Origin of the sequence: Diplocloster agilis, from assembly GCF_019042275.1 — a bacterium.
GTDB classification, from domain to species: Bacteria; Bacillota; Clostridia; order Lachnospirales; family Lachnospiraceae; genus Diplocloster; species Diplocloster agilis.
This window is the reverse complement of the sequence record NZ_JAHQCW010000005.1, coordinates 148867-171282: the sequence shown is the minus strand read 5'-3', so window position 1 is coordinate 171282 and position 22416 is coordinate 148867. Positions and strand designations below refer to the sequence as shown.

Sequence of the window (22416 nt, the reverse complement as noted above, 5' to 3'; positions counted from 1 at the left end):
AGCGGTTATACTTTCCGTGGCCGTGGAGCCGCGAGGGATTTTCATCCATGGGAAAGATTTCATAGAGGCACTTTCTATGAAATCTTTCCCATGGATGAAAGGAAAACCGCTTCATGATGATAGCTTTGGGGGCTGGTTTCATGAAGCGGTTTGAAGTTATAGTTTTTGTTATTGATTTTATAGTCCGCCTGGTTCGCGGTTGATGTAGATGCCGAGCTCAGGCTGCAGGAGCTTGCCGTCCCGGAAGACTTCCTGGCCGCGGAGGAAGACGTGTTTGGGTTTGCCCAGGATCTCGATTCCTTCGTAGGGAGTGTAGTCTACGTTTTGGTGCTGGGCCGCGGCGGTGATGGGTTCCCGGCAGTCCTGCCAGATGACGATGTCTGCGTCGCTGCCGGGTGCGATGACCCCTTTTTGAGGGTAGCAGCCGAATATTTTGGCGTTGTTGGAGGCCAGGATTTCACACATTTTTTCTTGGGTGATACGGCCGGTTTTGACTCCGTAGGTGTAGATCAGCTCCGGACGGTGCTCGATGCCGGGCAGGCCGTTGGGGATCTTGGAGAAGTCGTCGATTCCCAGGTCTTTTTGGCCGTGGAAGTTGTAGCTGCAGTGATCCGTGGCTACAGTTTGGATTTCTCCGTTTATGATGCCCTCCCAGAGGGCTTCCTGGTCTTCTTTTTTGCGGATCGGCGGGGAGCAGACGTATTTGGCTCCCTCGAAGTCCGGCTGGCTGTATACATGGTCGTCCATGAGCAGGTATTGGGGACAGGTTTCTACGTAGACGGTTTGGCCGTTTGACCGGGCTTTTCGGATTTCTTCTAACCCAAGTTTCGTGCTTAAGTGGACGATGTGGACAGGACAGTCGGCGAGTTTGGCTATGTACAGGAGGCGTGATATGGCTTCGGCTTCCACTTCTGCAGGTCTGGAGACCGGATGAGCGGCGGGGCTTGTGTTGCCTGCCGCCAGCTGTTCGGCTACCAGCTCGTTGACCAGATCGCCGTTTTCACAGTGGACGCCGACGATTCCACCCAGTTTTTTCATGTCACACAGCAGCTCGTAGAGCTCCCGGTCGTTGATCCGCAGGTTGTCGTAGGCCAGATATACTTTAAAGGAGGATACCCCGATCCGGAACATGTTGGCCAGTTCCTGCCTGGTTTCCTCATTCCAGTCTATGATGGCCATGTGGAAGGCATAGTCACAGGAACATTTCTGTTCTGCCTTTGCCATCCACTGATAGAAGGCCTCTCCCATCAGATGGCCCTTTTCCTGGGTGGCAAAATCGATTAACAGGGTCGTACCTCCCGCGATGGCCGCCCGGCCGCCGGAAGCGAAATCGTCTGCGGTTACGATTTTACCGTTATCCATGTCCATATGGGTGTGGGCGTCGATAAATCCTGGGAATATAAGGTTTCCCCGGGCATCGTAGACGGTGTCCTCCGCGGTTACCGGCAGGCTCTCCCCTACCTGCGCGATTTTTTCCCCTTCAATACGGATATCCTGCATGATGCTCTGTGTTGGTGATACTACGGTACCGTTTTTGATGATGATTGCCATTGTTATAACCTCCCTCTTAATTTATATAGCTTATTTCTTCGCTGCAGGGTCTTTTGCCGGAGCCGCCTTGCCGGCCGTTGGCTGTTCCTTGTCGCGGAGCCTGTGATGAACCGCTTCCCGGAACAGGCAGTAGAGGACCGAACAGAGCGGAACGAAAATTAACATGCCGATAACGCCGAACATGCTGCCGCCGATCGTCACCGCCAAAAGCACCCAGATTCCGGGCAGTCCGACGGAGGTGCCTACTACTTTCGGATAGATCAGGTTTCCTTCGATCTGCTGGAGCACCAGGAAGAATATGATGAAGATCAGGGCTTTGACCGGGCTTACGATCAGGATCAGGAACGCGCCCACCGCACAGCCAACGAAAGCGCCGAAAATCGGGATCAGGGCGGTAAGGCCGACCAGGGCTCCGATAACCAGCGGGTAAGGCAGCCGCAGAAGCAGCATGCCAAGCCAGCACAGTGTCCCCAGAATGACCGCCTCCGTACACTGTCCGCTGACAAAGTTGCCGAAGATCCGGCTGGACAGGCTGCATACATAGAGGAATTGATCCGCTTTTTTCGGATCGATGAAGGCCCGGAGGAATTTGCGGATCTGTCCGCCCAGTTTTTCTTTTGCCGCCAGAATATAGATGGCAAAGATGACCGCCAGGAAGAAATTGACGACTCCGTTTACGATGGAGGTGGTCACTCCTATGGTTGTATTCAGTACGGTGGTGGCTCCATCCTGCAGGAACGTTACCGCCGTGCTGATCATTTTATCCCAGTCAATAGAGACATTTCGAATGGTATCTGCGGATATGTCAAAATCTTCCGCCAGTTTAATCAGCCAGTTTTGAACATCGGTCACAAAGACCGGGATGCTTCTGCTCAGTATGGTGAAGGTCCGGACTAACTCCGGCAGTACCAGAAACATGACAAAGAATACAATCGCCACGATAATGACTATGGATAAAACCATGCAGACCGGACGGCAGATTTTATTCCAAACCTTCTTCCCTTTCAGGCCTGCGAATACTCTTTCTTCCAGAAGACGCATGGGAATATTTAAAATAAAAGCAATGCAAAGCCCCAGCAGGAACGGCCAAAACAGGCCCAGAATCCGGCCTGCAGCCCCGGCTACGGCGCCCAGGTTTTCCATCGCAACAAAAAGGATGATACCAAATGCAATAAATCCAAATATCTTTCGGGAATTTTTTTTATCCAGGTCCATACGCAGACTTCTCCTCATTCTTTTATGCGGTCTTATAATTACTGCTATCATACTACAATCTATTTCTTTTCGCAAGAATAGCCGGATTACAATTTATGGCGGGTAATTTATGGCGCACAATCAAAAACGGATATTTCCTAATTCCTTAGAAAATATCCGCTGAATCGTTTCATTTTTATGCTGTTGCCATGGAGTTTCTATTATACATAGATCAGAATACCGGCTGAAGCCAGCCTCTTCCTGAGTATCGCTCCCACAACGTAAGCAAGTGCAAGGGAAACCACGTCCTTGATCAGATAGGGGACAGATGCGATTAATAAGGCCTGTCCTATGGATGTAGAAGTGACGAGAGAAAATTGCAAAGCTCCTGCCAAATGGCAGACAGCCAGTCCGCCCAGGCTTAATAAACTTGCGAGGGGCTTATTTTTCTGTTTTCCACCAAGTCCGCACAGTATAACCATGCCCAGGAATCCAAAGATAAAGCCGCCGGTAGGTCCCACCAGGATCTGAAAACCTGCCGTTAAATTTGCAAAGACCGGAACCCCCACTGCCCCCAGCAGTACATATACACCAACAGCACCCAGTCCCCGCTTCCATCCCAGCACATATCCGGCCAGCGCGATTGCAAATGTCTGAAGTGTGATCGGCACCTGGGACGGCATGGGAACCGATATCTGCGAAAGTACGGCTATCACAGCGGCAAATACTCCCACGGCAACGATAGATCTGGTTGATATTTTCTGCTTCATAAATAATTCCTCCGTTTTATGTATCTTTTTGGTCGGTCAATTGTTAACCTTCTTTTTTCTAGGTTGATTTTATTATATAGATTTGTCTGCTGATTGTCAACCTTTTTTGTGTGCAGTTAACTTTACGAGTAATAATGAAGCAGTGCCTCTGATTGGTCAATCTGAATGCACTGCCCCATTTAAAATTCCATTGCGTCAAACTTACTCCATCTGAACGATTACAGATTCTCATCCATAAATTTGCGCAGAGCCTCCCCGGCTTCCTCCTCATCCTCGCCCTCTGCCTTAAGCATGATCTTTTGTCCCTGTTTTACGCCTAAACCCATCACGCCCATAATCCTTTTTACATCCACTTCCCGGTCGTTACAGCAGATCAATATCCGGCTTTTATATCCGGCTGCCAGCTTCGCCAGCATCCCCGCGGGTCTGGCATGAATACCTAATTCATCCTTTATTGTATATACAAATTCTTTCATTGCTTCCTCCTGTCCCGATTGAATCAAACTATTATTCAGTATATCCAATTCTTTCTCTTTTATTGACATGACTAAAAAAGAGTTTCGCCAGCGAAACTCTCCGCCTGCGGCGGGCCGCGTAAGCGGCAACTTCATTTCCGCCGCAGTGCGATCCCCCGGAGGGCTTTTTATTCCATAGGCGCACTTTCCTATGGAATAAAAAACCGGCCAACCAAACAGTTATCCTGTCGGGCCGGCCGGTCCCTCTATGCACAAACACAAACAAACCTAGATTAAAGTACGTACAAACTCTTTGGAAGGGCTTGGTATTACTGCGTAATCCAGTACCAGACCTTCCTCTTTTATCATGGAAACGCTGGATTCCACCGCTTCCGTCACTGCCGCTACCGATCCGGTCAGCAGTACATAGGATTTTCCGCACATACCTCTGGCGATCCGGATCTCGAAGATATCCACTTCCGCCGTCTTGGCCGCGTGATCGGCCGCTACGATTGCAGAAGCGCCCGTGAAGGTTTCCACAATGCCCAGGGCATTTACATCGTCGATCTCCGCTGTGCAGGACAGTGCCTTAAAGATGGAATCATGAGGATTACCCAACACGAATTTGTCTATCATGCTTTCCGGGAACTGACGTTCTGCTGCATCCACAGCCACGCGGACCGCACTGATATCACCGGAAAATAAGATAATGAACTTACCGGGACATACGGTCTGGGCCTCAATCAGCGTCACATCCGATGTCTTCACGATCAAATCCGCCGCCTGTATACCGGAAGAAACCGTTTTGTATTCTACCATTCCTATTGCTCTATTCATCGCTTTCATCTCCACACTATGCCTTAATGGTTATAAATTGATCCGTAACTGCCGTAACCTTACCGCCGATACTTGCATGCAGGCAGGTACCTAATGCTTCCTTCGGTGGTCTTGCGACGGTCTGTCCTTCCGTTACGGAATCTCCCACCTTGACCTCCGGAACACAAGGAGCGCCGATGTTCTGACGGAGCATCAGTTTCACCTCTTTGAATTCCTTCTCGCATTTTACCAGTGGCGCCGGAACATCAAACTGGTGTAATCCCAGACGGTGAACCAGACGATGCTCGGGGACTCTTCTCTCTTCCCGAAGCGGGCTTGCCACACCTTTTCCTGCTTTGTCCGGAATCTTGATTCCCTTGGCGCGCATCTTGCCTTTGTACTCATCCATCAGTCTTCTGGGGGACAAGTCCTGGTGGCAGGAATACATCTCACACAGGCCGCAGGAGCAGCAGAAGAATGTATTCAGATACGGTTCTACATTGTCCGTCAGGCCGTTTGCGATGGAGCGCATAAATTCATGGGGCTTGATGGACTGTCCCAGCAGATTTCTCGGGCACAGGCTTGTGCACATGGAACACTGGGAACATACGGACATCGCATTGCGGATATCCAGACGGCTCTCACGACGTCTCTTGGCGATCGGAGGGCAGTCAGGAGGCAATATAAGAATTGCTTTTGTAGTCTTGGTCACGATATCGTGGGCGGAACAGATCCGTCCCGTCATAGGACCGCCCATTAAGATGGCGTAGTCCTGTGTTGACACTCCGCCGGCCAGATCGATCAGTTCCTGTACGGTGATGCCTACCGGAACCTCTACGGTCAGGGGATTGTTTACCAGACCGGCTACCGTGACAAACTTGGATGTAACATCTTTGTCACTTGTTACCTTATTATATAGATTCAGCACTGTCTCCACATTGACGACAACGCAGCCTACCAAGATAGGTATTTTACCCTGCGGAACAATCTTGCCTGTGGTCTCATAGATCAGAACCACCTCGTCCCCGGCCGGATAGATATCGGGCAGTATATGTAACCGCAATTTCGGATATCCGCCGATGCGGCTTTGCACTGCCTCGATCGCCGCCGTATAAGACTTCTTAACTGCCAGAATGCCTTCTTCCGCTCCCATGGTGTCCACCAGCATCTGCATACCGGATAGAATCTCTTCTGCATGGGCCATGATCAGCTGCCGGTCAACCTTGATCAACGGTTCGCATTCCGCACAGTTCAGGATTACGGTTTGTGCTTTGTCCGACAATTTCGCGTAGGTCGGGAAGCCTGCCCCGCCTGCTCCTACGACACCGCCTTCATATAGCGCTTCCTTCATCTGTACCAATTCCATGTTATTCACTCCAACCTATTCTACAATAACGATTTTCTGCGGATCATCTACGATACCTACGACGCAGGCATCTACGGGAGAGTTCTCATCCCCACAGCCGACACGCGCCGCACTGCCTCTGGCTACCAACACGATTTCACCGATACCGGCTCCCACATTGTCCACTGCCACTATTCTGGATTCCATCTCAGATGCCATTTTCTCCATGGGATCTATTATGAGGAACTTATTCCCAACCAGATGATCATTTTTTCTGGTACAAATAACCGTACCTACAACCTTACCTATTATCATGTCATCTGCGCCTCCCCGGCACTCTTCCATTTAAAATCTTATTTTATCAGAATACCCATCTGCTTTCCGATGCCCAGTCCGTTTGCCTCATCGGTATCAATATGCATTTCCAGAGTAAAGGTCGGGTGCACCCGGATTAAAACATCTTCAAAAATACCGCCGCGCTCGCTGCCGAAACGTACTTTAACGATCTGTCCGTTTTCCACACCGAACTTTTTAGCGTCGTCCGGAGACATATGGATGTGACGCATGGCTACGATACAGCCTTCATTGAGGTAAACCACGCCTTTGGGTCCCACCAGGGATACCGGTGCGCTTCCCTCGATCTTACCGGACTCCCTGACCGGAGGATTCAATCCTAAGCGGATCGCATCGGTCTTGGAAACTTCCACCTGGGAAGCCTTTCGTTCCGGCCCGAGAATACGGACATTCTCAATGGCGCGCAGCTTTGTTCCCACCAAGGTTACACACTCGTTGGAAGCGAACTGGCCGCCCATCAGATCTTTTTTCTTTGTCAGCTGATAATCCTTGCCAAATAATATATCGATATGTTCCCTGCAAAGATGCACATGTCTTGCGGATACGCCGATGGGAACTTTGTTTTCCTCATTATACACGTCAACATTATGAAGCTGTTTTAATACGTTCTGGGTAATTTCCTGTATTAATTGTTCTTGCATCATTTCCTCCATGCGTGCATTTTTTTTGCACATCTAGGTATGGATGAACATTTTGTTCAGCCGTTCCTCCATGCGTGCGTTGTTTTGCACATCCAGGTATGGATGAACGTTCCGTTCATCCTTTTTAACCCTTCTTAGGGTTTGGTTACAATCCACAGAGAAGAAGGAGCTCTCCTTCTTCTCTGTTTCGTAACAATTGTCTTATAGATTATTTGATCTGGGGAAGAATTTTCTCCACATCCGAATGAGGTCTCGGGATTACATGTACAGCAATCACTTCACCTAATTTTGCAGCGTTGGCGGAACCTGCTTCTACAGCAGCTTTAACAGCGCCTACGTCGCCACGGACCATAACGCTTACCAGTCCGCTACCGATTTTCTCGGTACCAACTAATACTACGTTTGCAGCTTTTAACATTGCATCGGCTGCTTCGATCGATGCAACTAAACCTCTGGTTTCTACCATTCCTAATGCCTGAAGATCCATTCTTTTTTCCTCCTTAATTTCGATTTGTTTTTCTTGTCTCGTCTTAGTCTGTGCCATTTCGTTTCCTCGTGAACCGCCCGGAAATTTCATCTTTGCATTTAATCAAATTTGAATTTGTATTTCCTGCGGCTAGTTTCTACCAGCTTCATTGTTTCTTCATGAGGGTTTGCGATTACCGCGGAAGCAACGACCCGGCCTGTACCGCAGTTCTTAGCCCGTTCTACGGCTTCGGTGACGGCGGATACTTCCCCCTGGACGAAAATGGTCACTAACCGGCCGCCCAGTTTCTTTTCCCATGTAAGAAACTTCACATTCGCCGTTTTCAGCATCTGGTCTAACACGACGATTGCGTCCGTACAATTCGGTAATTCTACCAAACCTAAAGATTTCATACGCATTCCCTGCTTTTATTATTTAATGATCGGTAAAATTTTCTCAACGTCCGTATGAGGTCTCGGGATTACGTGTACAGCTACTAATTCTCCAAGTCTTGCAGCAGCTTCTCCACCAACTTCTGTTGCAGCTTTTACCGCGCCTACATCTCCGCGAACCATAACGGTTACCAGTCCGCTTCCGATTTTCTCAGTTCCGATCAGAGTAACGTCAGCAGCCTTTACCATTGCGTCAGATGCCTCAATCGCTGCTACTAAACCTCTGGTTTCTACCATTCCTAATGCTTCCTGTGTCATAATTAAAAATCCTCCTTAAGGGCGTTTGCTTTTCATTTACTATACATTCTATTTCAACATCATATCTTATATTGCACTGATTTTCAACATCTTCTCCGTATTCTCATCCGGAGCCGGAATAATATATTCGGTAACTACCCCGGTGATGCTGCTGGCTGCTGCTTTGGCCGCCTCCATGGCAGCTCTCACATCTGCAACCGGACCGCGGATTTTCAGGCACATGATCAGCGGTACGGGTAGTGCGTCTGCATTGGCCGGTTTGTTCTTATCCAGTGATTCAATCGAGACATTGCCCGCCTTTGCCGCTGCATCTGCCGCTACAAAAGCCGCTACACAGCCAAATACTTCTAACAATCCAACTGCCTGACCTGCCATTGCTCATTCCACCTTTATTCGTTGATGATGGCGATCTTAAGTCCTTCCATCCTCAGGTTCGTGTGATGCGCCTCATTGATCTGATCCAACGGGAACTTGTGGGTGATCAATTTGTTGATCGGAAGGCCAATCTGTTTCGCGCTCTTTAAGAAATCAAAGGTGGTCGCGTAATCTCTCAGGGTGTATACCCAGGAACCAACCGTCGTAATCTCTTTGGAGCAGATATCAAAGTGAGGATTGATGGTTGCGTCTCCGCCGTTGATGAAGAAGCCAAGCTCACAGAGTCCGCCGCCGTTGCGGATGAATTTGTAGATGTTCGCATGAGCAACCGGAGATCCGGTACACTGGAATGCGAAATCTGCCAGGTATCCGCCGAAAGCATCCTTCACAGCCTCGGTCAGCTCTTCAATTCCCTTGTGATCCTTGAAGTTGACACTTGCGGAAGCTCCCAGTTCTTTTGCGAAGTCCAGACGTTTCTGTTCCCCGTCGATAGCTACGATATTCTGGATTCCCATCGTCTTTAAGATCGCGATGCAGATCAGACCGATAGGTCCGCAGCCCTGTACGGCTACTCTGCTGTTGAATCTTAAGATGCCTGTGGTTTTCGCACGCTCTACTGCGTGAATCAAAACAGCGCAGGGCTCGATCAGAATTCTGGAATCCAGATCCAGATCGCTTACATTGAAGATACTGGACCCGCCTCTGACTACCAGGTAGTCGGCAAACCATCCGTTCAGATGGATATCGTCATCGGGAAGCAAGCCATATACATCGGCTCCGCCCACATTCTGTTTGTTCAGGTCGAACATGGTGATGTCCGGGTTGTCTTTGAAGATCATACAGGTAACAACCTTGTCACCCAATGCCAGAGGTTTTCCGGCGCTGTCCACTTTCACATTTTTACCCATCTTCACGATCTCGCCGGTACCCTCGTGTCCTAAGACAACCGGGATCAAACCGAAGGGATCTCTCTTGAATTCATGGGCGTCGGTACCGCATACGCCGCAGCCTTCCACTTTGACCAGGATATCGTCGTCGCCCAGTTCCGGGATCGGATATTCCTTGATGTCGTAGTGTTCGAGGCCGGTCAGCATCGCTACTCTGGATGTTTTCGGTATAGCGCCAGCAGGTGCTGCACTCTTTGCGGGAGCGGCTGCCTGGCTGCCGGTGCTTCCTTTCATCTCAGATAATACCTGTTTTACGATTTCTTCTATATTTACCTGTTCCATATCTGTCTTTCTGCCTCCTATCGTATGCACAATGCATCGCACATAACACAGCGTCTCATTTTGGTAAAGGTCTTGGCGGATGTCAATCCCTCACCGGTTCTGCTGGCGATCGTGAAGGTCGGATATCCTTCTCCCCCGAAGCCTAAGGCCGCGTAGGAAGGGCCGTTCTTTACGAAGATCGCGGTGTCGATCGCTTTACCGTATTTGGTCAGGTTCACGACACTGGTGGAATGCATATGCGCGGAATGACGGTTGCCGTGCTCCAGTTCCACTGAGGTGGCGATTCCTTCGTCCACGTTCTTGACACGAACGATTCCAAGGATCGGCATCATCAGTTCTTCCCAGATCAGCGGATTGGTCTTTTCCCCTTCGAAGATGATGCAGCGGATCTCATCGCCCACCGTAACACCGATCTTCTCCAGCAGTACCTTCGCGCTTCGGCCAACACATTTTCTGTTCAGAATCCTTCTTCCGTTTTTCTCTATGAATACGGTTTCGATTAACTTCTGTACTTCTTCCGGACTTGCTTTGTAGCATCCGGCCTGCTCCATATGGTAAATCAGTTCGTCCGCGATCAGATCCACGGCCACTACTTCTTTCTCCGCGATACAGGGCAGATTGTTATCAAAGGTACATCCGTTTACGATATCTTCGGCTGCTTTCTGCACATTAGCAGTTTCATCTACCAGAACCGGAGGGTTTCCGGCTCCCGCTCCCAAAGCTCTCTTTCCGGAGGAAAGAACGGTGGTTACCACGCCGGGACCGCCGGTGGCTACCAGAAGCTGAATGTCTTTGTGTTTGAAGATCACCTGGCTTACTTCCATCGAAGGCTCGTAAACCGCCGTAGCCAGATTCTCAGGTCCGCCGACTTCCACGCTGGCTCTGTTCACCATATCGATGGCCAGGTTGGAGACCTTCTTTGCTGCCGGGTGGGGTGCGAATACAACCGCGTTTCCGGCTGCCAGCATTCCGATGGAATTACAGATAACGGTTTCTGTCGGGTTCGTGGAGGGGGTAACCGCTCCGATGACTCCCCAGGGACCCTGCTCGATCAGAGTCAGGCCTCTGTCTCCGGACCATGCGACCGTACTCAGGTCTTCGGTTCCCGGTGTTTTCTCCGCTACCAGCTGGTGTTTCAATATTTTATGTCCCACATTACCCATACCGGTCTCTTCTACGCCCAATTCTGCAAATAGCTTCGCGTTCTCAAGCGTTTTCTTACGGATATTGGCAATGATCTTTTCCCGAAACTCTAAAGGCATCGGCTGAATTTCTTTCTGTGCTTTCTTCGCCGCTGCGATAGCATCTTCTACGTTCTCGAAGATACCCATGAGCTGTTTGGGCTGTGTGTTATGTACCGGCGCCGGATTTACAGTTTCTGCTGCTCCGGACATGTTGCGCAGTACGCCGCGTACAATATTTTGAATCTCCTGTTCACTTACAGCCACGGGAACACCTCCTTTATTTTTTATTTATACATCTTTTATCTCATCTGCTCGAGGATTTTTTTGGTTACTTCTGCAACGATCTTTTCCACATCCGCGGCATCCTCTTTCTTATCTGCGCCGCAGCTGCATGCGCCATGGCATCCGCCGTCACATTTGCCGCCTAATTCCGCACACAGGTTCGCGGGATGTTTTCCGGGCAGACCCATTTTTCTTCTGATCTCGTACAGTTTCGCGATCTGATCTTTATCGAATTCCTTCGGTCCGCCAAGCATTCTGGACTTGTACAATAATTCCGCATAGAATTCTACGGATTCCATCTTTAAATATGCGCTTAACAGATCTCCTGCATAGCTCAGTGCGCCGTGGTTCTCAAGTAATACTGCATCATAGTAAGGCAGGTATTTTTCAACAGCATCCGGGATCTCATCGGTAGAAGGGGTGCCGTACTCAGCGATCGGTACGCAGCCAAGAGCGATAACAGCTTCCGGCATGATCGGCTGGGTCAAAGGAATACCGGCGATAGCGAAGGAAGTTGCGAAAGTAGGATGAGCATGTACTACGGAACCTACGTCAGGTCTTAATTTGTACACTCTCATATGCATCTTGATTTCAGAAGAAGGACGGAAGTTTCCGTTTGCCTGCAGGCAGTTACCGTTTTCGTCTACTTTACAGATATACTCAGGGGTCATGAAACCTTTGGATACACCGGTAGGGGTACACAGGAACTCATGATCATTCAGCTTTACGGAAATATTACCGTCGTTTGCCGCAACCATGTTCCGGTTGTAGATTCTCTTACCGATATCACAGATTTGTTTTTTAATTTCATACTCGTTAGCCATGAAATAAATCCTCCTTAATATGTTTGTTTGTGTTGTTTTGTTTTGACTTTAAGCTTATTCTACCACTTGTTTATTCAAAATCAACACATTTATAAAGAATTTTCGGGTTTTTCGTATGAAAATATTGGCATTGTGTCATACTCTAAGCGAGGTGACTTACATGGACTCTCTATGGATTAAAAATTCCGGGAAATATAAAAAAGATTTTCCCGTTCTGGATCAGGATCTGGATACGGAAGCGGTAGTCATCGGCGCCGGTATGGCCGGGATCTTAACCGCCTATCACCTGATGAAACAGGGCGTCAAGGTAGCGGTGCTGGAAGGGAACACCGTCGGCAGCGGTATCACTTCCCACACAACTGCCAAGATCACCGCATGCCACGGTTTGATCTACGACCGGCTGCTACGACAAATTGGAAAAAAATCGGCCGGCAGTTATGCGATTGCAAATCAAAAAGCGGTCTTTGCCTACCGGGATCTGATCGAAACCGAACAGATAGACTGCGGATTTGAGATACTGCCCTGCTATCTCTATGCAACCGGGGATACCACTGCCCTTGAGGCGGAATATAAAGCTGCCGCGTCTTTTGGTCTCCCCGTGTCTATGGTAACCGGAACGGAACTGCCCTTTCCCGTAACCGGGGCAGTCCGATATGAGGACCAGGCGCAGTTTCATCCGCTTAAGTTTCTATGGCAACTGGCAGCACACCTGAACATCTATGAACATACTATGGCCGTAAAGGTCAAAAAAAATACGGTATATACGCAGGCAGGATATCAGGTACATGCCAGGCATATCATCATCACTACACACTATCCTTTTATCAATATGCCCGGACTTTATTTTACCAGGATGCACCAGGAGCGTTCCTACACGCTGGCCTTATCCGGCGTGCCCGCCTTATCGGGAATGTACGTGAACGCCTCCAAAGATGGCTGCACGTTCCGTTCTTACGGAGATTATCTGATCATCGGCGGCGGGAACCACCGCACGGGAGAAAATATTCAGGGCGGCTTCTACGACAGGCTGCGTGCAAAAGCAAGGCAGCTCTATCCGAACGCCAGGGAGGAATATCACTGGTCTGCTCAGGATTGCGTTACTCTGGACGGCCTGCCTTATATAGGAAGATATTCTCTGTTCACCCCCAATCTTTATCTGGCCACAGGCTTTCAGGAATGGGGAATGACTACTTCCATGGTCGCGGCCAAGCTTCTGACGGATATCCTGACCGGGCAGCCGAATGCCTGCCAGGACGTGTTTTTGCCGAAGCGCTTTGATGAACTCTCTGAGTTTGGGAATTATGCCAATGAGATCGGACATGCGGTACGCAGCCTGATCGGGCGAAAAGCCCGAAAGAACGCAGTTAAGATCGAAGATCTGAAAAATGGACAGGGGGGTGTGGTGGAAAAGGACGGCGAACTGCTGGGAGCCTACCGGGATGAGAACGGCAATGTATCGCTGGTCCATCTGCGATGTCCGCATCTTGGCTGCACCCTCAGCTGGAATCCCGATGAAAAGTCCTGGGATTGCCCATGTCACGGAACCCGGCTCGATTACAAGGGAAATATTATCAGCAATCCTGCGATTGAAGATTCACACCATACAGAAAAACACAATTCGTGAAAGTTCCATTATTATTCTATAGGGTATTTTATCATGCTCTATAGAATATTTTTTAATTACCTTTTTTTGTTACACTATATATGATGACAGGAACAAGTAAGGAGCGATCACGTGGAGATAAACAAAGATTTTAACCTATTAGTCGGACTCCGGATCCGGGAAGTCCGGGAAGCTCTTCAAATGTCAAGAGAACAGTTCTGTGAAATATGTGATATTTCCGAAAGTTTTCTGGCTGCGGTGGAGAGCGGTAAAAAAAGCATCACTTCAAAAACTATTTTTAAAATATGTTCCGGATGCAATATATCCGCCGATTACTTAATCTTTGGCAACCACGCCGGATATCAAAATGACATGATACTTGAATTATTGAATTCTCTTGACGACGCATCCCGGGAATCAGCGATACGCATATTGACAGAGTTTATCAATGCAATAAGGATGAAATCATCCTAGCAATTCCTGAATTTTGTCCCTATGATATCATAAACAAAAGATCCCGGATAAAATAAATTCTTTCTTATTATATACGGTTATTCATGCGCCGCTTTTTCAGACTCAGATACACATATTCGGATTCTTTTATCTTCCTGGTTTTCCAACATGTTTTCAAAATTCTCTTCCGTAAATTTTCTGACGGTCTTACACCGGTTTCTGCTCACCGGGATTCTCTTTGCACTATCCATCTCGATATAAGAGTTCTGCACTTCTTTTAATTTTTCCATATTGACAATCCAGCTCTGATGACAACGCAGAAAATACCAGGGGAGACGTTCCATCATCTCATCCAATTTTCCGTAACACTTCCAGATATTCTTCTGTCCATAAACAGTGACCGTATGTCTGCAGCTGCCAATACTCCATATCTCCTCACACGGGATGAGTTCCATTCCGGACTGATTTTTAACCAGCAGGACTTCCCTGTCCCTTTCCTTCTTTTCGTTCATCAAATGATCCACCGCCGCCGTCATTTTCACCGGCTGCAACGGCAGTTTCAGGCAGGCTGCGGTATTCACCTGAAAGACTTTCGCCAGTTCACAATAAGAATCCATGAGAAAAATAAACGGAATCCTCCCATATGCCTCCTGAATCTTTTTCGCTGTACCGATACAAGCATCCATATCAACGGCTATATTCAAAACCGCAATATCCGGCGGCCATTGCAAGAGAAGTCCTTCCCGGAAGGACTCCAGATCCGTGAATCCCCTGGCTGCAACCCGGTATCCATACCGCAATCTCAAAGTGCATAGAATCCGGTTTACCACATCGGTTCGTTGATCGTAAACTGCAATTTTAACCATAATCTCTCCACATTACCAGAACCTTTTCTTCTTCACCATTTTTAATGAAATTATATACCCATATTTTAGGGTTGTCAACTCTATGGAATATATTACTATACTCTATGGGATGTCATTTTATTCTTGTCTCACATCGGGCGGTCTATTATAAAATGGAGATATTTTCCCCGTTGATTTGACAAGCATCAACAAGTGAATTAAACTAGAGGATAGATTATAAAATAGCAGCGCAGCTAACCTATAAAACCGGAATGTTATAGCGGAACCGCACGAAAGACGAGGTACATTATGGCATCTATACCGTATCCCCGGAAATACAAATTAAAAATCCAGGTTTTTAACGAACAGCCCGACTTCGGGCCGGGAGTAGCCACCATACTTTCCCTGGTAAAAGAAACCCATTCCCTGCGCCAGGCCTGCGCATCCATTAATATGTCCTACAGCAAAGGCTGGAAAATAATCGGCCGCGCGGAGCAGGATCTGGGATTTTCACTCCTGGAAGGTACCATTGGCGGCAGCCAGGGCGGAGGGTCTCATCTGACGCCTGAAGCCGAAGAAATGCTGGAACGCTACAATGCTTTTATGGCCGAAGCCCAGAGCAGCGTCGACGCGCTGTTTCACAAATATTTTTCTTAATTTTAAAAAACACGAAGAGGGCTTACCGTCTCAGCAACGCAAAGACGAAAGCCCTCTTCGTATTCAGACTGTTTTTTCACAGCCTCTTTTGATAATCCAAACGCTTACAGGTTGGGCCGGATGATCTTCGGCCGGTAACCGTTCTTCTCCAGGGCCTTGACGATCTGGTTCTTGTGATCGGTGCCGAAGGCCTCCATGGTTATCTTTAATTCCACCGCCGCGTTCCGGTTCACAGCCACGAACTGGTTGTGATCCAGCTTGATAACGTTGCCCTGCTCTTTGGCGATAATGCCGGCCACCTGGACCAGCTCGCCGGGCTTGTCGGGCAGGAGTACCGATACGGTGAAGATCCGGTCTCTCTGGATCAGGCCGTGCTGCACCACAGAGGCCATGGTGATTACGTCCATATTGCCGCCGCTTAGGATGGATACGACTTTTTTATTTTTGGAAGGCAGATGTTTTAAGGCGGCCACAGTCAGCAGGCCGGAATTCTCCACGATCATCTTGTGGTTTTCTACCATATCCAGGAAGGATACGACCAGTTCGTCGTCCTCCACGGTGATAATGTCATCCAGATTCTGCTGGATAAAGGGAAAAATGTTGCTGCCGGGGGTTTTGACCGCGGTGCCGTCCGCGATGGTGTTCACGGCGGGGAGGCTGACCACTTTGCCCGCTTTGATGGATTCCTGCAGACAGTTGGCTCCGGCAGGCTCCACGCCGATCACCTGGATCTTCGGATTCAGGAGCTTGGCCAGTGTGGATACCCCGGTTGCAAGGCCGCCGCCGCCGATAGGTACCAGAATATAATCCACCAGCGGAAGTTCTTTGACGATCTCCATCGCGATGGTTCCCTGACCGGTCGCCACTGCCAGATCGTCGAAGGGATGGATAAAGGTATAGCCGTATTCTTCCGCCAGCTCGTAGGCCTTGGCGCATGCCTCATCATAGACGTCTCCCGCCAGCACCACTTCAGCCCCGTAGCTCTTCGTACGGTTCACCTTCATAAGTGGCGTGGTAGTAGGCATCACGATGACCGCCTTACAGCCGAACTCTTTTGCCGCATACGCAACACCCTGGGCGTGATTGCCTGCGGAAGCGGTAATCAGCCCCTTGCTTCTTTCCTCTTCCGTAAGCGTGCTGATCTTGTAATAGGCGCCGCGGATCTTATAGGCTCCTGTCACCTGCATATTTTCCGGTTTAAAATAAACCCGGTTCCCGGTTCTGGCGCTGAAATAGTCGCTGTATACCAATTCCGTGGCGGTTGTAACCTTCTTGACGACCTCTGATGCTTCCTCAAAACTTTCTAATGTTAACATAGCTTATCCTTCCTGCGTTTCCACATGGAATAACGCGTTTACAAATTCATCCGGGTTAAATTTCTGTAAATCGTCGATGCTCTCTCCAACGCCGATGTATTTCACCGGTATTCCCAGCTCAGACTGGATCGCCACCGCGATTCCGCCTTTCGCCGTTCCGTCCAATTTCGTCAGAATAATACCGGTAATATTTGCCACGTCCTTAAACTGACGTGCCTGGGAGAGAGCGTTTTGCCCTGTGGTACCATCCAGCACGACCAATGTCTCCCGGTAGGCGTCCGGGAATTCCTTGTCTATGATCCGGTCGATCTTGCGCAGCTCTTCCATGAGATTCTTCTTATTGTGCAGGCGGCCCGCCGTATCACACAGCAGCACGTCCGCGTTACGGGCCTTGGCCGCAGCGATGGCGTCATACACAACCGCTGCGGGGTCCGCCCCTTCCCCGGCGCTTACGATATCCACTCCGGCCCGGAAAGCCCACTCTTTTAACTGCTCTCCCGCCGCGGCCCGGAAGGTGTCCGCCGCCGCCAGTACGACTTTCTTCCCCTGATCCTTTAATTTGCCGGCCAGTTTACCGACAGAGGTGGTTTTCCCCACGCCGTTGACTCCGATGACCAGCACCACGGATCTGCGGTTTTCAAACTCGTAGGCGGTGTCCCCCACGTCCATCTGCTCTTTAATACTGTTGATCAGCAGCTGTTTGCACTCGGCCGGCTCCTTGATCTTAAGTTCCTTCACCTTCTCCTTCAGGTTTTCAATGATGGAGGTGGTCGCGTTGATCCCCAGATCCCCCATTACGAGAATCTCCTCTATTTCCTCATAGAAGTCCTCGTCAATCGCCGAAAATCCACTGAAAATATTATCAATTCCCGCTACAATATTATCTCTGGTCTTGGAAAGTCCATTTACCAGACGCTTAAAAAATCCTTTTTTTTCTTCTGCCATATCATTCTCCCTCCTGTAACCGCCGGTACTTCTTCTATTTGTCCAGGTTTCCTTCGATCAAATCTACGGAAACCAGAGTGGATACTCCCTTTTCCTGCATCGTGATCCCGTACAGCCGGTCGGCGGCCGCCATAGTACCACGCCTATGTGTAATAATAATAAATTGCGTGTTCTTTGTCAACTTGTGCAGATAATGGGCAAACCTGCCGACGTTGGAATCATCCAGCGCAGCCTCGATCTCATCCAGCAGACAGAACGGCGAAGGTTTCAGATTCTGGATCGCGAACAAAAGGGCGATGGCAGTTAACGCCTTTTCCCCTCCGGAGAGCAGAACCATGCTCTGAAGCTTTTTCCCGGGCGGCTGCGCGATAATGCGTATTCCGGCCTCCAGAATATCCTCATCCTCCGTCAGCGCCAGCGACGCCTTGCCGCCTCCGAACAGTTCCTTAAAAGCTTTGTCGAATTCCAGCCGGATCTGTTCAAATTTCTCCGTAAACTGCCTGCGCATTCCCTCGTCCAGCTCGGCGATGATCCCCATCAGGGATTCCTCCGCTTTCACCAGATCATCGTGCTGGGTTTTCAGGAACTCATAGCGCTCCGACAGATTTTTAAAATCTTCGATGGCGTTTACATTGACATCCCCAAGCTTACGGATCTCTTCCTTTAACCGGTTAATACCCCGCTTAATCTCCGCGGCCGACTTAAGCTCCTCATCGCGCATGGGCGCCGCCATGCCGTAGGTCAGCTCGTATTCCTGCCACATGTAGTCCGATTGCTGAAGGGATAAATCCTCCAGCTTCTCTTTCTGGCTGCCAAGTCTGTATGTTTCCTTATCTAACAGGCTGATCTGCTCACTTAGTTCCTCCCGCTTCACAAACAATGCTTTGTGCTGCTCATTCTGCTGTTCTTTTTCCCGGGTCAGCTCTTCGATTTTCTTATCGTATTCGTTAAAGGAGCCTTCCGTCTGTATGATCTTCTGCTGCAACTGCCGGATCTGCTCTTCCTTTTCCCGGATTCCGTCCGCTGTCTCGCCCACACTTTGTGAGAGCTCGGTTTTCTCACCCAGCAGTTTTTTCATTTCCGCGTCGATACGGCTCATATTCTGGGTGATAAATTCATCCTTCTGCTTTAAACTTACGTACTCCAGGCGAACCGCTTCCGCTTTCCTGCTGCGCTCTGCCTCCTGCTCACGGAATGCCTCCAGACGGGCCTGGCCGGCCAGAGTCTGGGCCTCCAGCTCTTTTTCCCTGGCTTCGGATTCCGCGATCTCTTTCTGGATTTCCAATTTATTTTTCTGGATTTCCTGCAATTGTACTTCGATCTGCTCACCCTCGGATTTGAGAGACAGGTATTTATTCTGGAGTTCTTCCTTTCTGGTCTCCGCCTGGCTCTTATTCAGTCCCGCCGTATTGCGCAGGATATACTGTTCCTGGATCTGCCCTTTGATCTCATCGATCTGCGCATACAAAGAGGTCCGGATCTTTTTTGCCTCTTCGATCTCCCGGCCTGCATTCTCCAGATCCGCTTTTAACAGCTTGACGTTGGCCTCCAGCTCCTCGATCTCCCGGCGTCTTCCCAACAGATTACTGCTGTTTTTAAAAGCGCCTCCGGTCATGGAGCCTCCCGGGCTTAAGGACTCTCCTTCCACGGTGACGATCCGCAGGGAATAGTGGTATTTTCTGGCCAGCGCGATCGCATGGTCGATATGGTCCGTGACAATGGTACGGCCCAGCAGGTATCCCGCCAGTTCCCGGTATCTGTCCTGCGTATGGACCAGATCGCTGGCCAGTCCGATTACCCCCGGCTCCTGCAGCGCTCTCTCGTTCTGGAACTGCTCCCGCCGCTTTATGCTGGTCAGCGGCAGGAAGGTGGCCCTTCCGTATTTATTCTGTTTCAGGTATTCGATCATCCGCTTAGCGGTCTCTTCATCATCGGTTACGATGTTTTGGATGCTGCCGCCCAACGCGGTCTCGATGGCCGTCTCATAGGTTTTCTCCACTTTGATCAGATCAGCCACAACGCCGCGGATTCCCTTTTCCTTGTCTTTTTGCTCCATGACACGGCGGATACTGTTGCCGTACCCGTCATAGCGCTCCGTAAGGTTGCGTAACGCTTCCAGCCTGGACATTTCCCGGTGATAGGCGCTCTGCCCAACAACCTGCCGCTCGTTCTGCCTGGTCAACTGCTCCTGGAGCTGTTCGATCTGTTCTTCCGCTTCCTGGCGCCTTGCGTTTAACTGTTCGATCACACCGGTGACCTGATTAAGCTCCTCCTGGTAACTATGTATCAGACTGTCCTGCTCCGTGTTATGGCTCCGGTTGCGCAGTAATCTCTGGTTTAACTCAGCTCTTCGGATCTGAATCTGCTCCGTCATGGTATCATACCGCTGCAGTTTCCCCTTCGTGGAGGCCCGCTGATTCAAAAGCTCAATTACTTCGCTTTTGCCCGCTTCGATCAATGCCGTCAGCCGGGCGATCTGCTCCTGGACTTCCAAAAGAGCCGCCTCCGCTTCCGTGCGCACCCGTCCGGCCTCCTGCAGCTGCTCGTCCATCCGGCTCTTGTCCCCGGCGAATTCAGACCGGGAGGCTTCCCGCTCCCCGATCTCCTTCTCTATGGCTCCTATCCGGTTTTGCAGATGCTCGTCATTCATCCGGTCCGTGTTGATCTGCTCTTTCAAAACGCCGATCTGCCCCTCCATCTGCTGTTTTTCCAGATGGGCCGTTCCGGCCTGTTCTTTTAAGGTCTCGACCTCACCGGCGATCTGCTCGATCTTGGTTTCGATCCTCTCATACTCCTGTTTGCTGCCCTCATACCGGCTTCTGGACTGTTCCAGATTCGTCTGGGCGTTCTTCAGATTCTCTTCTATTTTTGAAAGCTCCCCCCGGATCCGCTCAGATTCCATCAGGAACATATTCACATCGTATATTTTTAACTCTTCTTTTTTCTTCAGATAGGCCCTGGCGGTCTCGGACTGTTTCTCCAACGGCCCCAGCTGCTTCTCAAGCTCAGACAGAATGTCGTTTACGCGGACCAGATTCTGTTTCTCATCCTCCAGCTTCTTCTGGGCCGTAGCCTTTCTCCTTTTGAATTTGACGATCCCCGCGGCCTCATCGAACAGCTCCCGCCTCTCCTCCGGCTTTCCGCTCAAAATCCGGTCGATCTGGCCCTGCCCGATGATCGAGTACCCCTCTTTTCCGATACCGGTATCATAGAACAGCTCATAGACGTCTTTCAGGCGGCAGCCGGAACCGTTAATCAGGTATTCGCTCTCCCCCGAACGGTACACCCGTCTGGTAACCGTCACTTCCTCATACTCGATGGGCAGCTGATGATCGGCGTTGTCCAGTGTAATCGCCACGGAGGCGAACCCCAGCGGCTTACGGTTCTCAGTCCCTGCAAAAATAACATCCTGCATATTGGAGCCCCGCAGCTGCTTCGCCCGCTGTTCACCCAGAACCCAGCGGACCGCGTCGGCCACGTTGCTCTTACCGCTTCCGTTAGGCCCCACGATACCGGTGATGCCGTTGTGGAATTCAAACACGGTTTTATGGACAAAGGACTTAAACCCCTGTACTTCAATACTCTTTAAATACATAAGTCACCTACTTATTTCCCTTTAGTTTTACGATTGCCAGATAAGCTGCTTCCTGTTCGGCGGCTTTTTTCGTGCGGCCCGATCCCTCGCTGATCACCTCATCGCCGATCTTTGCCCGCACTACAAACTTCTTATTATGATCCGGCCCCTCTTCCGCGACCAGATCATAGGAGAGACTCTGGGTATAATTGCTCTGTACAATCTCCTGCAGGATAGTCTTGCTATCAAAAAAGAGCTGTTTATGTTCGATATCCGTCAAAATAAAACGATGGATAAACTCTTTCGCATTAGCAAAACCACCATCCAGATATATCGCCCCGATCAGCGCTTCCATAGCGTCGGAAACGATGGAGCTTCTCTCCCGTCCGCCGGTCATATCTTCCCCTTTGCCCAACAGCAGATACTTCCCCAGCTCGATCTCCCTGGTGCAAAAAGCCAGCGTCTGCTCACAGACGATACTGGCGCGCATCTTCGTCAGATCCCCTTCCGGCAGCGTATCATACTTCCGATACAAAAATTCACTGGTAATAATCTCCAAAACCGCGTCACCCAAAAACTCCAGCCGTTCATTATTCGTCAAACGGTTTAAGCGGTGCTCATTAGAATACGAGCTATGGGTCATAGCCTGCCGCAGCAGCGCAGCATCCTGAAAACAATAACCGATCCTATCTTCCAATTCCTTAAAATCTTCCTGATTCATAGTTACCTCCTTTTTAGCGTTTTGATTATATGTGAATATGGGGGCCGGGCTGAGAGGGGGCGGACGGCCTTGGGGGCGCGGACGGGAAACCTGCCGGGGACGAATC

The 22416-nt window shown here is 49.8% G+C and carries 23 protein-coding genes; 3 read left to right on the top strand and 20 right to left on the bottom strand.

The genetic code is table 11. The features are described 5' to 3' along the window. Positions 1-177: 177 nt before the first annotated feature. The 15 genes from hydA to KTH89_RS04960 form a co-directional block, all read right to left on the bottom strand. A complete protein-coding gene (gene hydA / locus KTH89_RS05030) occupies positions 178-1551 on the bottom strand; it encodes a dihydropyrimidinase (RefSeq protein ID WP_238720912.1) in 1374 nt (457 codons plus the stop codon). Between the two features lie 30 nt (positions 1552-1581). Beyond that, positions 1582-2766, bottom strand: coding sequence for an AI-2E family transporter (locus tag KTH89_RS05025; RefSeq protein WP_238720911.1), 1185 nt, complete (start codon positions 2764-2766; stop codon positions 1582-1584). Between the two features lie 200 nt (positions 2767-2966). Continuing rightward, the gene (locus tag KTH89_RS05020) at positions 2967-3515 is read right to left on the bottom strand and encodes a biotin transporter BioY (RefSeq protein ID WP_238720910.1); all 549 of its coding nucleotides are present in this window, start codon (positions 3513-3515) and stop codon (positions 2967-2969) included. 218 nt (positions 3516-3733) lie between these two features. Next, positions 3734-3991, bottom strand: coding sequence for an HPr family phosphocarrier protein (locus KTH89_RS05015; RefSeq protein ID WP_238720909.1), 258 nt, complete (start codon positions 3989-3991; stop codon positions 3734-3736). A gap of 267 nt (positions 3992-4258) precedes the next feature. Beyond that, the gene (locus KTH89_RS05010; RefSeq protein ID WP_158344880.1) at positions 4259-4807 is read right to left on the bottom strand and encodes a BMC domain-containing protein; all 549 of its coding nucleotides are present in this window, start codon (positions 4805-4807) and stop codon (positions 4259-4261) included. Between the two features lie 16 nt (positions 4808-4823). Continuing rightward, on the bottom strand, positions 4824-6152 hold the full coding sequence (locus tag KTH89_RS05005) for an SLBB domain-containing protein (protein ID WP_158344878.1): 1329 nt from the start codon (positions 6150-6152) through the stop codon (positions 4824-4826). A 15-nt stretch (positions 6153-6167) separates the two neighbouring features. Further along, positions 6168-6446 carry a EutN/CcmL family microcompartment protein gene (locus KTH89_RS05000; protein ID WP_158344876.1) on the bottom strand — a complete coding sequence of 93 codons (279 nt, stop codon included), beginning with the start codon at positions 6444-6446 and terminating at the stop codon, positions 6168-6170. A gap of 38 nt (positions 6447-6484) precedes the next feature. Next, a complete protein-coding gene (locus KTH89_RS04995) occupies positions 6485-7126 on the bottom strand; it encodes a phosphate propanoyltransferase (RefSeq protein ID WP_238720908.1) in 642 nt (213 codons plus the stop codon). 208 nt (positions 7127-7334) lie between these two features. After that, entirely contained in the window at positions 7335-7613 is a 279-nt protein-coding gene (locus tag KTH89_RS04990) for a BMC domain-containing protein (RefSeq protein ID WP_158344894.1), read from the bottom strand. A 98-nt stretch (positions 7614-7711) separates the two neighbouring features. After that, a complete protein-coding gene (locus KTH89_RS04985) occupies positions 7712-8005 on the bottom strand; it encodes a BMC domain-containing protein (protein ID WP_158344872.1) in 294 nt (97 codons plus the stop codon). Between the two features lie 18 nt (positions 8006-8023). After that, positions 8024-8302: a BMC domain-containing protein gene (locus KTH89_RS04980; protein WP_158344870.1), complete on the bottom strand. Its 279-nt coding sequence runs from the start codon at positions 8300-8302 to the stop codon at positions 8024-8026. A gap of 66 nt (positions 8303-8368) precedes the next feature. Further along, on the bottom strand, positions 8369-8677 hold the full coding sequence (locus tag KTH89_RS04975) for a BMC domain-containing protein (RefSeq protein WP_158344868.1): 309 nt from the start codon (positions 8675-8677) through the stop codon (positions 8369-8371). A 14-nt stretch (positions 8678-8691) separates the two neighbouring features. Then, positions 8692-9906 (bottom strand): zinc-dependent alcohol dehydrogenase, encoded by a 1215-nt coding sequence (locus KTH89_RS04970; protein WP_158344866.1) that lies wholly within the window; start codon positions 9904-9906, stop codon positions 8692-8694. A gap of 17 nt (positions 9907-9923) precedes the next feature. After that, positions 9924-11354 carry an aldehyde dehydrogenase family protein gene (locus KTH89_RS04965; protein ID WP_158344864.1) on the bottom strand — a complete coding sequence of 477 codons (1431 nt, stop codon included), beginning with the start codon at positions 11352-11354 and terminating at the stop codon, positions 9924-9926. 35 nt (positions 11355-11389) lie between these two features. Next, positions 11390-12196 carry a class II aldolase/adducin family protein gene (locus KTH89_RS04960; protein ID WP_238720907.1) on the bottom strand — a complete coding sequence of 269 codons (807 nt, stop codon included), beginning with the start codon at positions 12194-12196 and terminating at the stop codon, positions 11390-11392. A gap of 160 nt (positions 12197-12356) precedes the next feature. On the opposite strand from KTH89_RS04960, the gene KTH89_RS04955 reads away from it, so the two are divergent. Then, positions 12357-13820 carry an FAD-dependent oxidoreductase gene (locus tag KTH89_RS04955; protein ID WP_238720906.1) on the top strand — a complete coding sequence of 488 codons (1464 nt, stop codon included), beginning with the start codon at positions 12357-12359 and terminating at the stop codon, positions 13818-13820. Between the two features lie 111 nt (positions 13821-13931). Then, positions 13932-14273 carry a helix-turn-helix domain-containing protein gene (locus KTH89_RS04950; RefSeq protein ID WP_158344858.1) on the top strand — a complete coding sequence of 114 codons (342 nt, stop codon included), beginning with the start codon at positions 13932-13934 and terminating at the stop codon, positions 14271-14273. Positions 14274-14350: 77 nt separating this feature from the next. Here KTH89_RS04950 and KTH89_RS04945 read toward each other — a convergent pair whose 3' ends face one another. Continuing rightward, positions 14351-15118: a LytR/AlgR family response regulator transcription factor gene (locus KTH89_RS04945; RefSeq protein WP_238720905.1), complete on the bottom strand. Its 768-nt coding sequence runs from the start codon at positions 15116-15118 to the stop codon at positions 14351-14353. A 288-nt stretch (positions 15119-15406) separates the two neighbouring features. Here KTH89_RS04945 and KTH89_RS04940 point away from each other — a divergent pair, with 288 nt between their 5' ends. After that, positions 15407-15754, top strand: coding sequence for a winged helix-turn-helix domain-containing protein (locus KTH89_RS04940; RefSeq protein ID WP_238720904.1), 348 nt, complete (start codon positions 15407-15409; stop codon positions 15752-15754). A gap of 104 nt (positions 15755-15858) precedes the next feature. On the opposite strand, the gene ilvA is transcribed toward KTH89_RS04940, so the two are convergent. The 4 genes from ilvA to rnc are packed head-to-tail and all read right to left on the bottom strand — an operon-like array spanning position 15859 to position 22310. After that, positions 15859-17070 carry a threonine ammonia-lyase gene (ilvA, locus tag KTH89_RS04935; RefSeq protein ID WP_158344852.1) on the bottom strand — a complete coding sequence of 404 codons (1212 nt, stop codon included), beginning with the start codon at positions 17068-17070 and terminating at the stop codon, positions 15859-15861. A 3-nt stretch (positions 17071-17073) separates the two neighbouring features. Continuing rightward, positions 17074-18015, bottom strand: coding sequence for a signal recognition particle-docking protein FtsY (ftsY, locus tag KTH89_RS04930; RefSeq protein ID WP_158344850.1), 942 nt, complete (start codon positions 18013-18015; stop codon positions 17074-17076). A gap of 34 nt (positions 18016-18049) precedes the next feature. After that, a complete protein-coding gene (smc, locus tag KTH89_RS04925) occupies positions 18050-21610 on the bottom strand; it encodes a chromosome segregation protein SMC (RefSeq protein ID WP_238720903.1) in 3561 nt (1186 codons plus the stop codon). A 7-nt stretch (positions 21611-21617) separates the two neighbouring features. Then, a complete protein-coding gene (rnc, locus tag KTH89_RS04920; protein WP_158344844.1) occupies positions 21618-22310 on the bottom strand; it encodes a ribonuclease III in 693 nt (230 codons plus the stop codon). Positions 22311-22416: the final 106 nt, after the last annotated feature.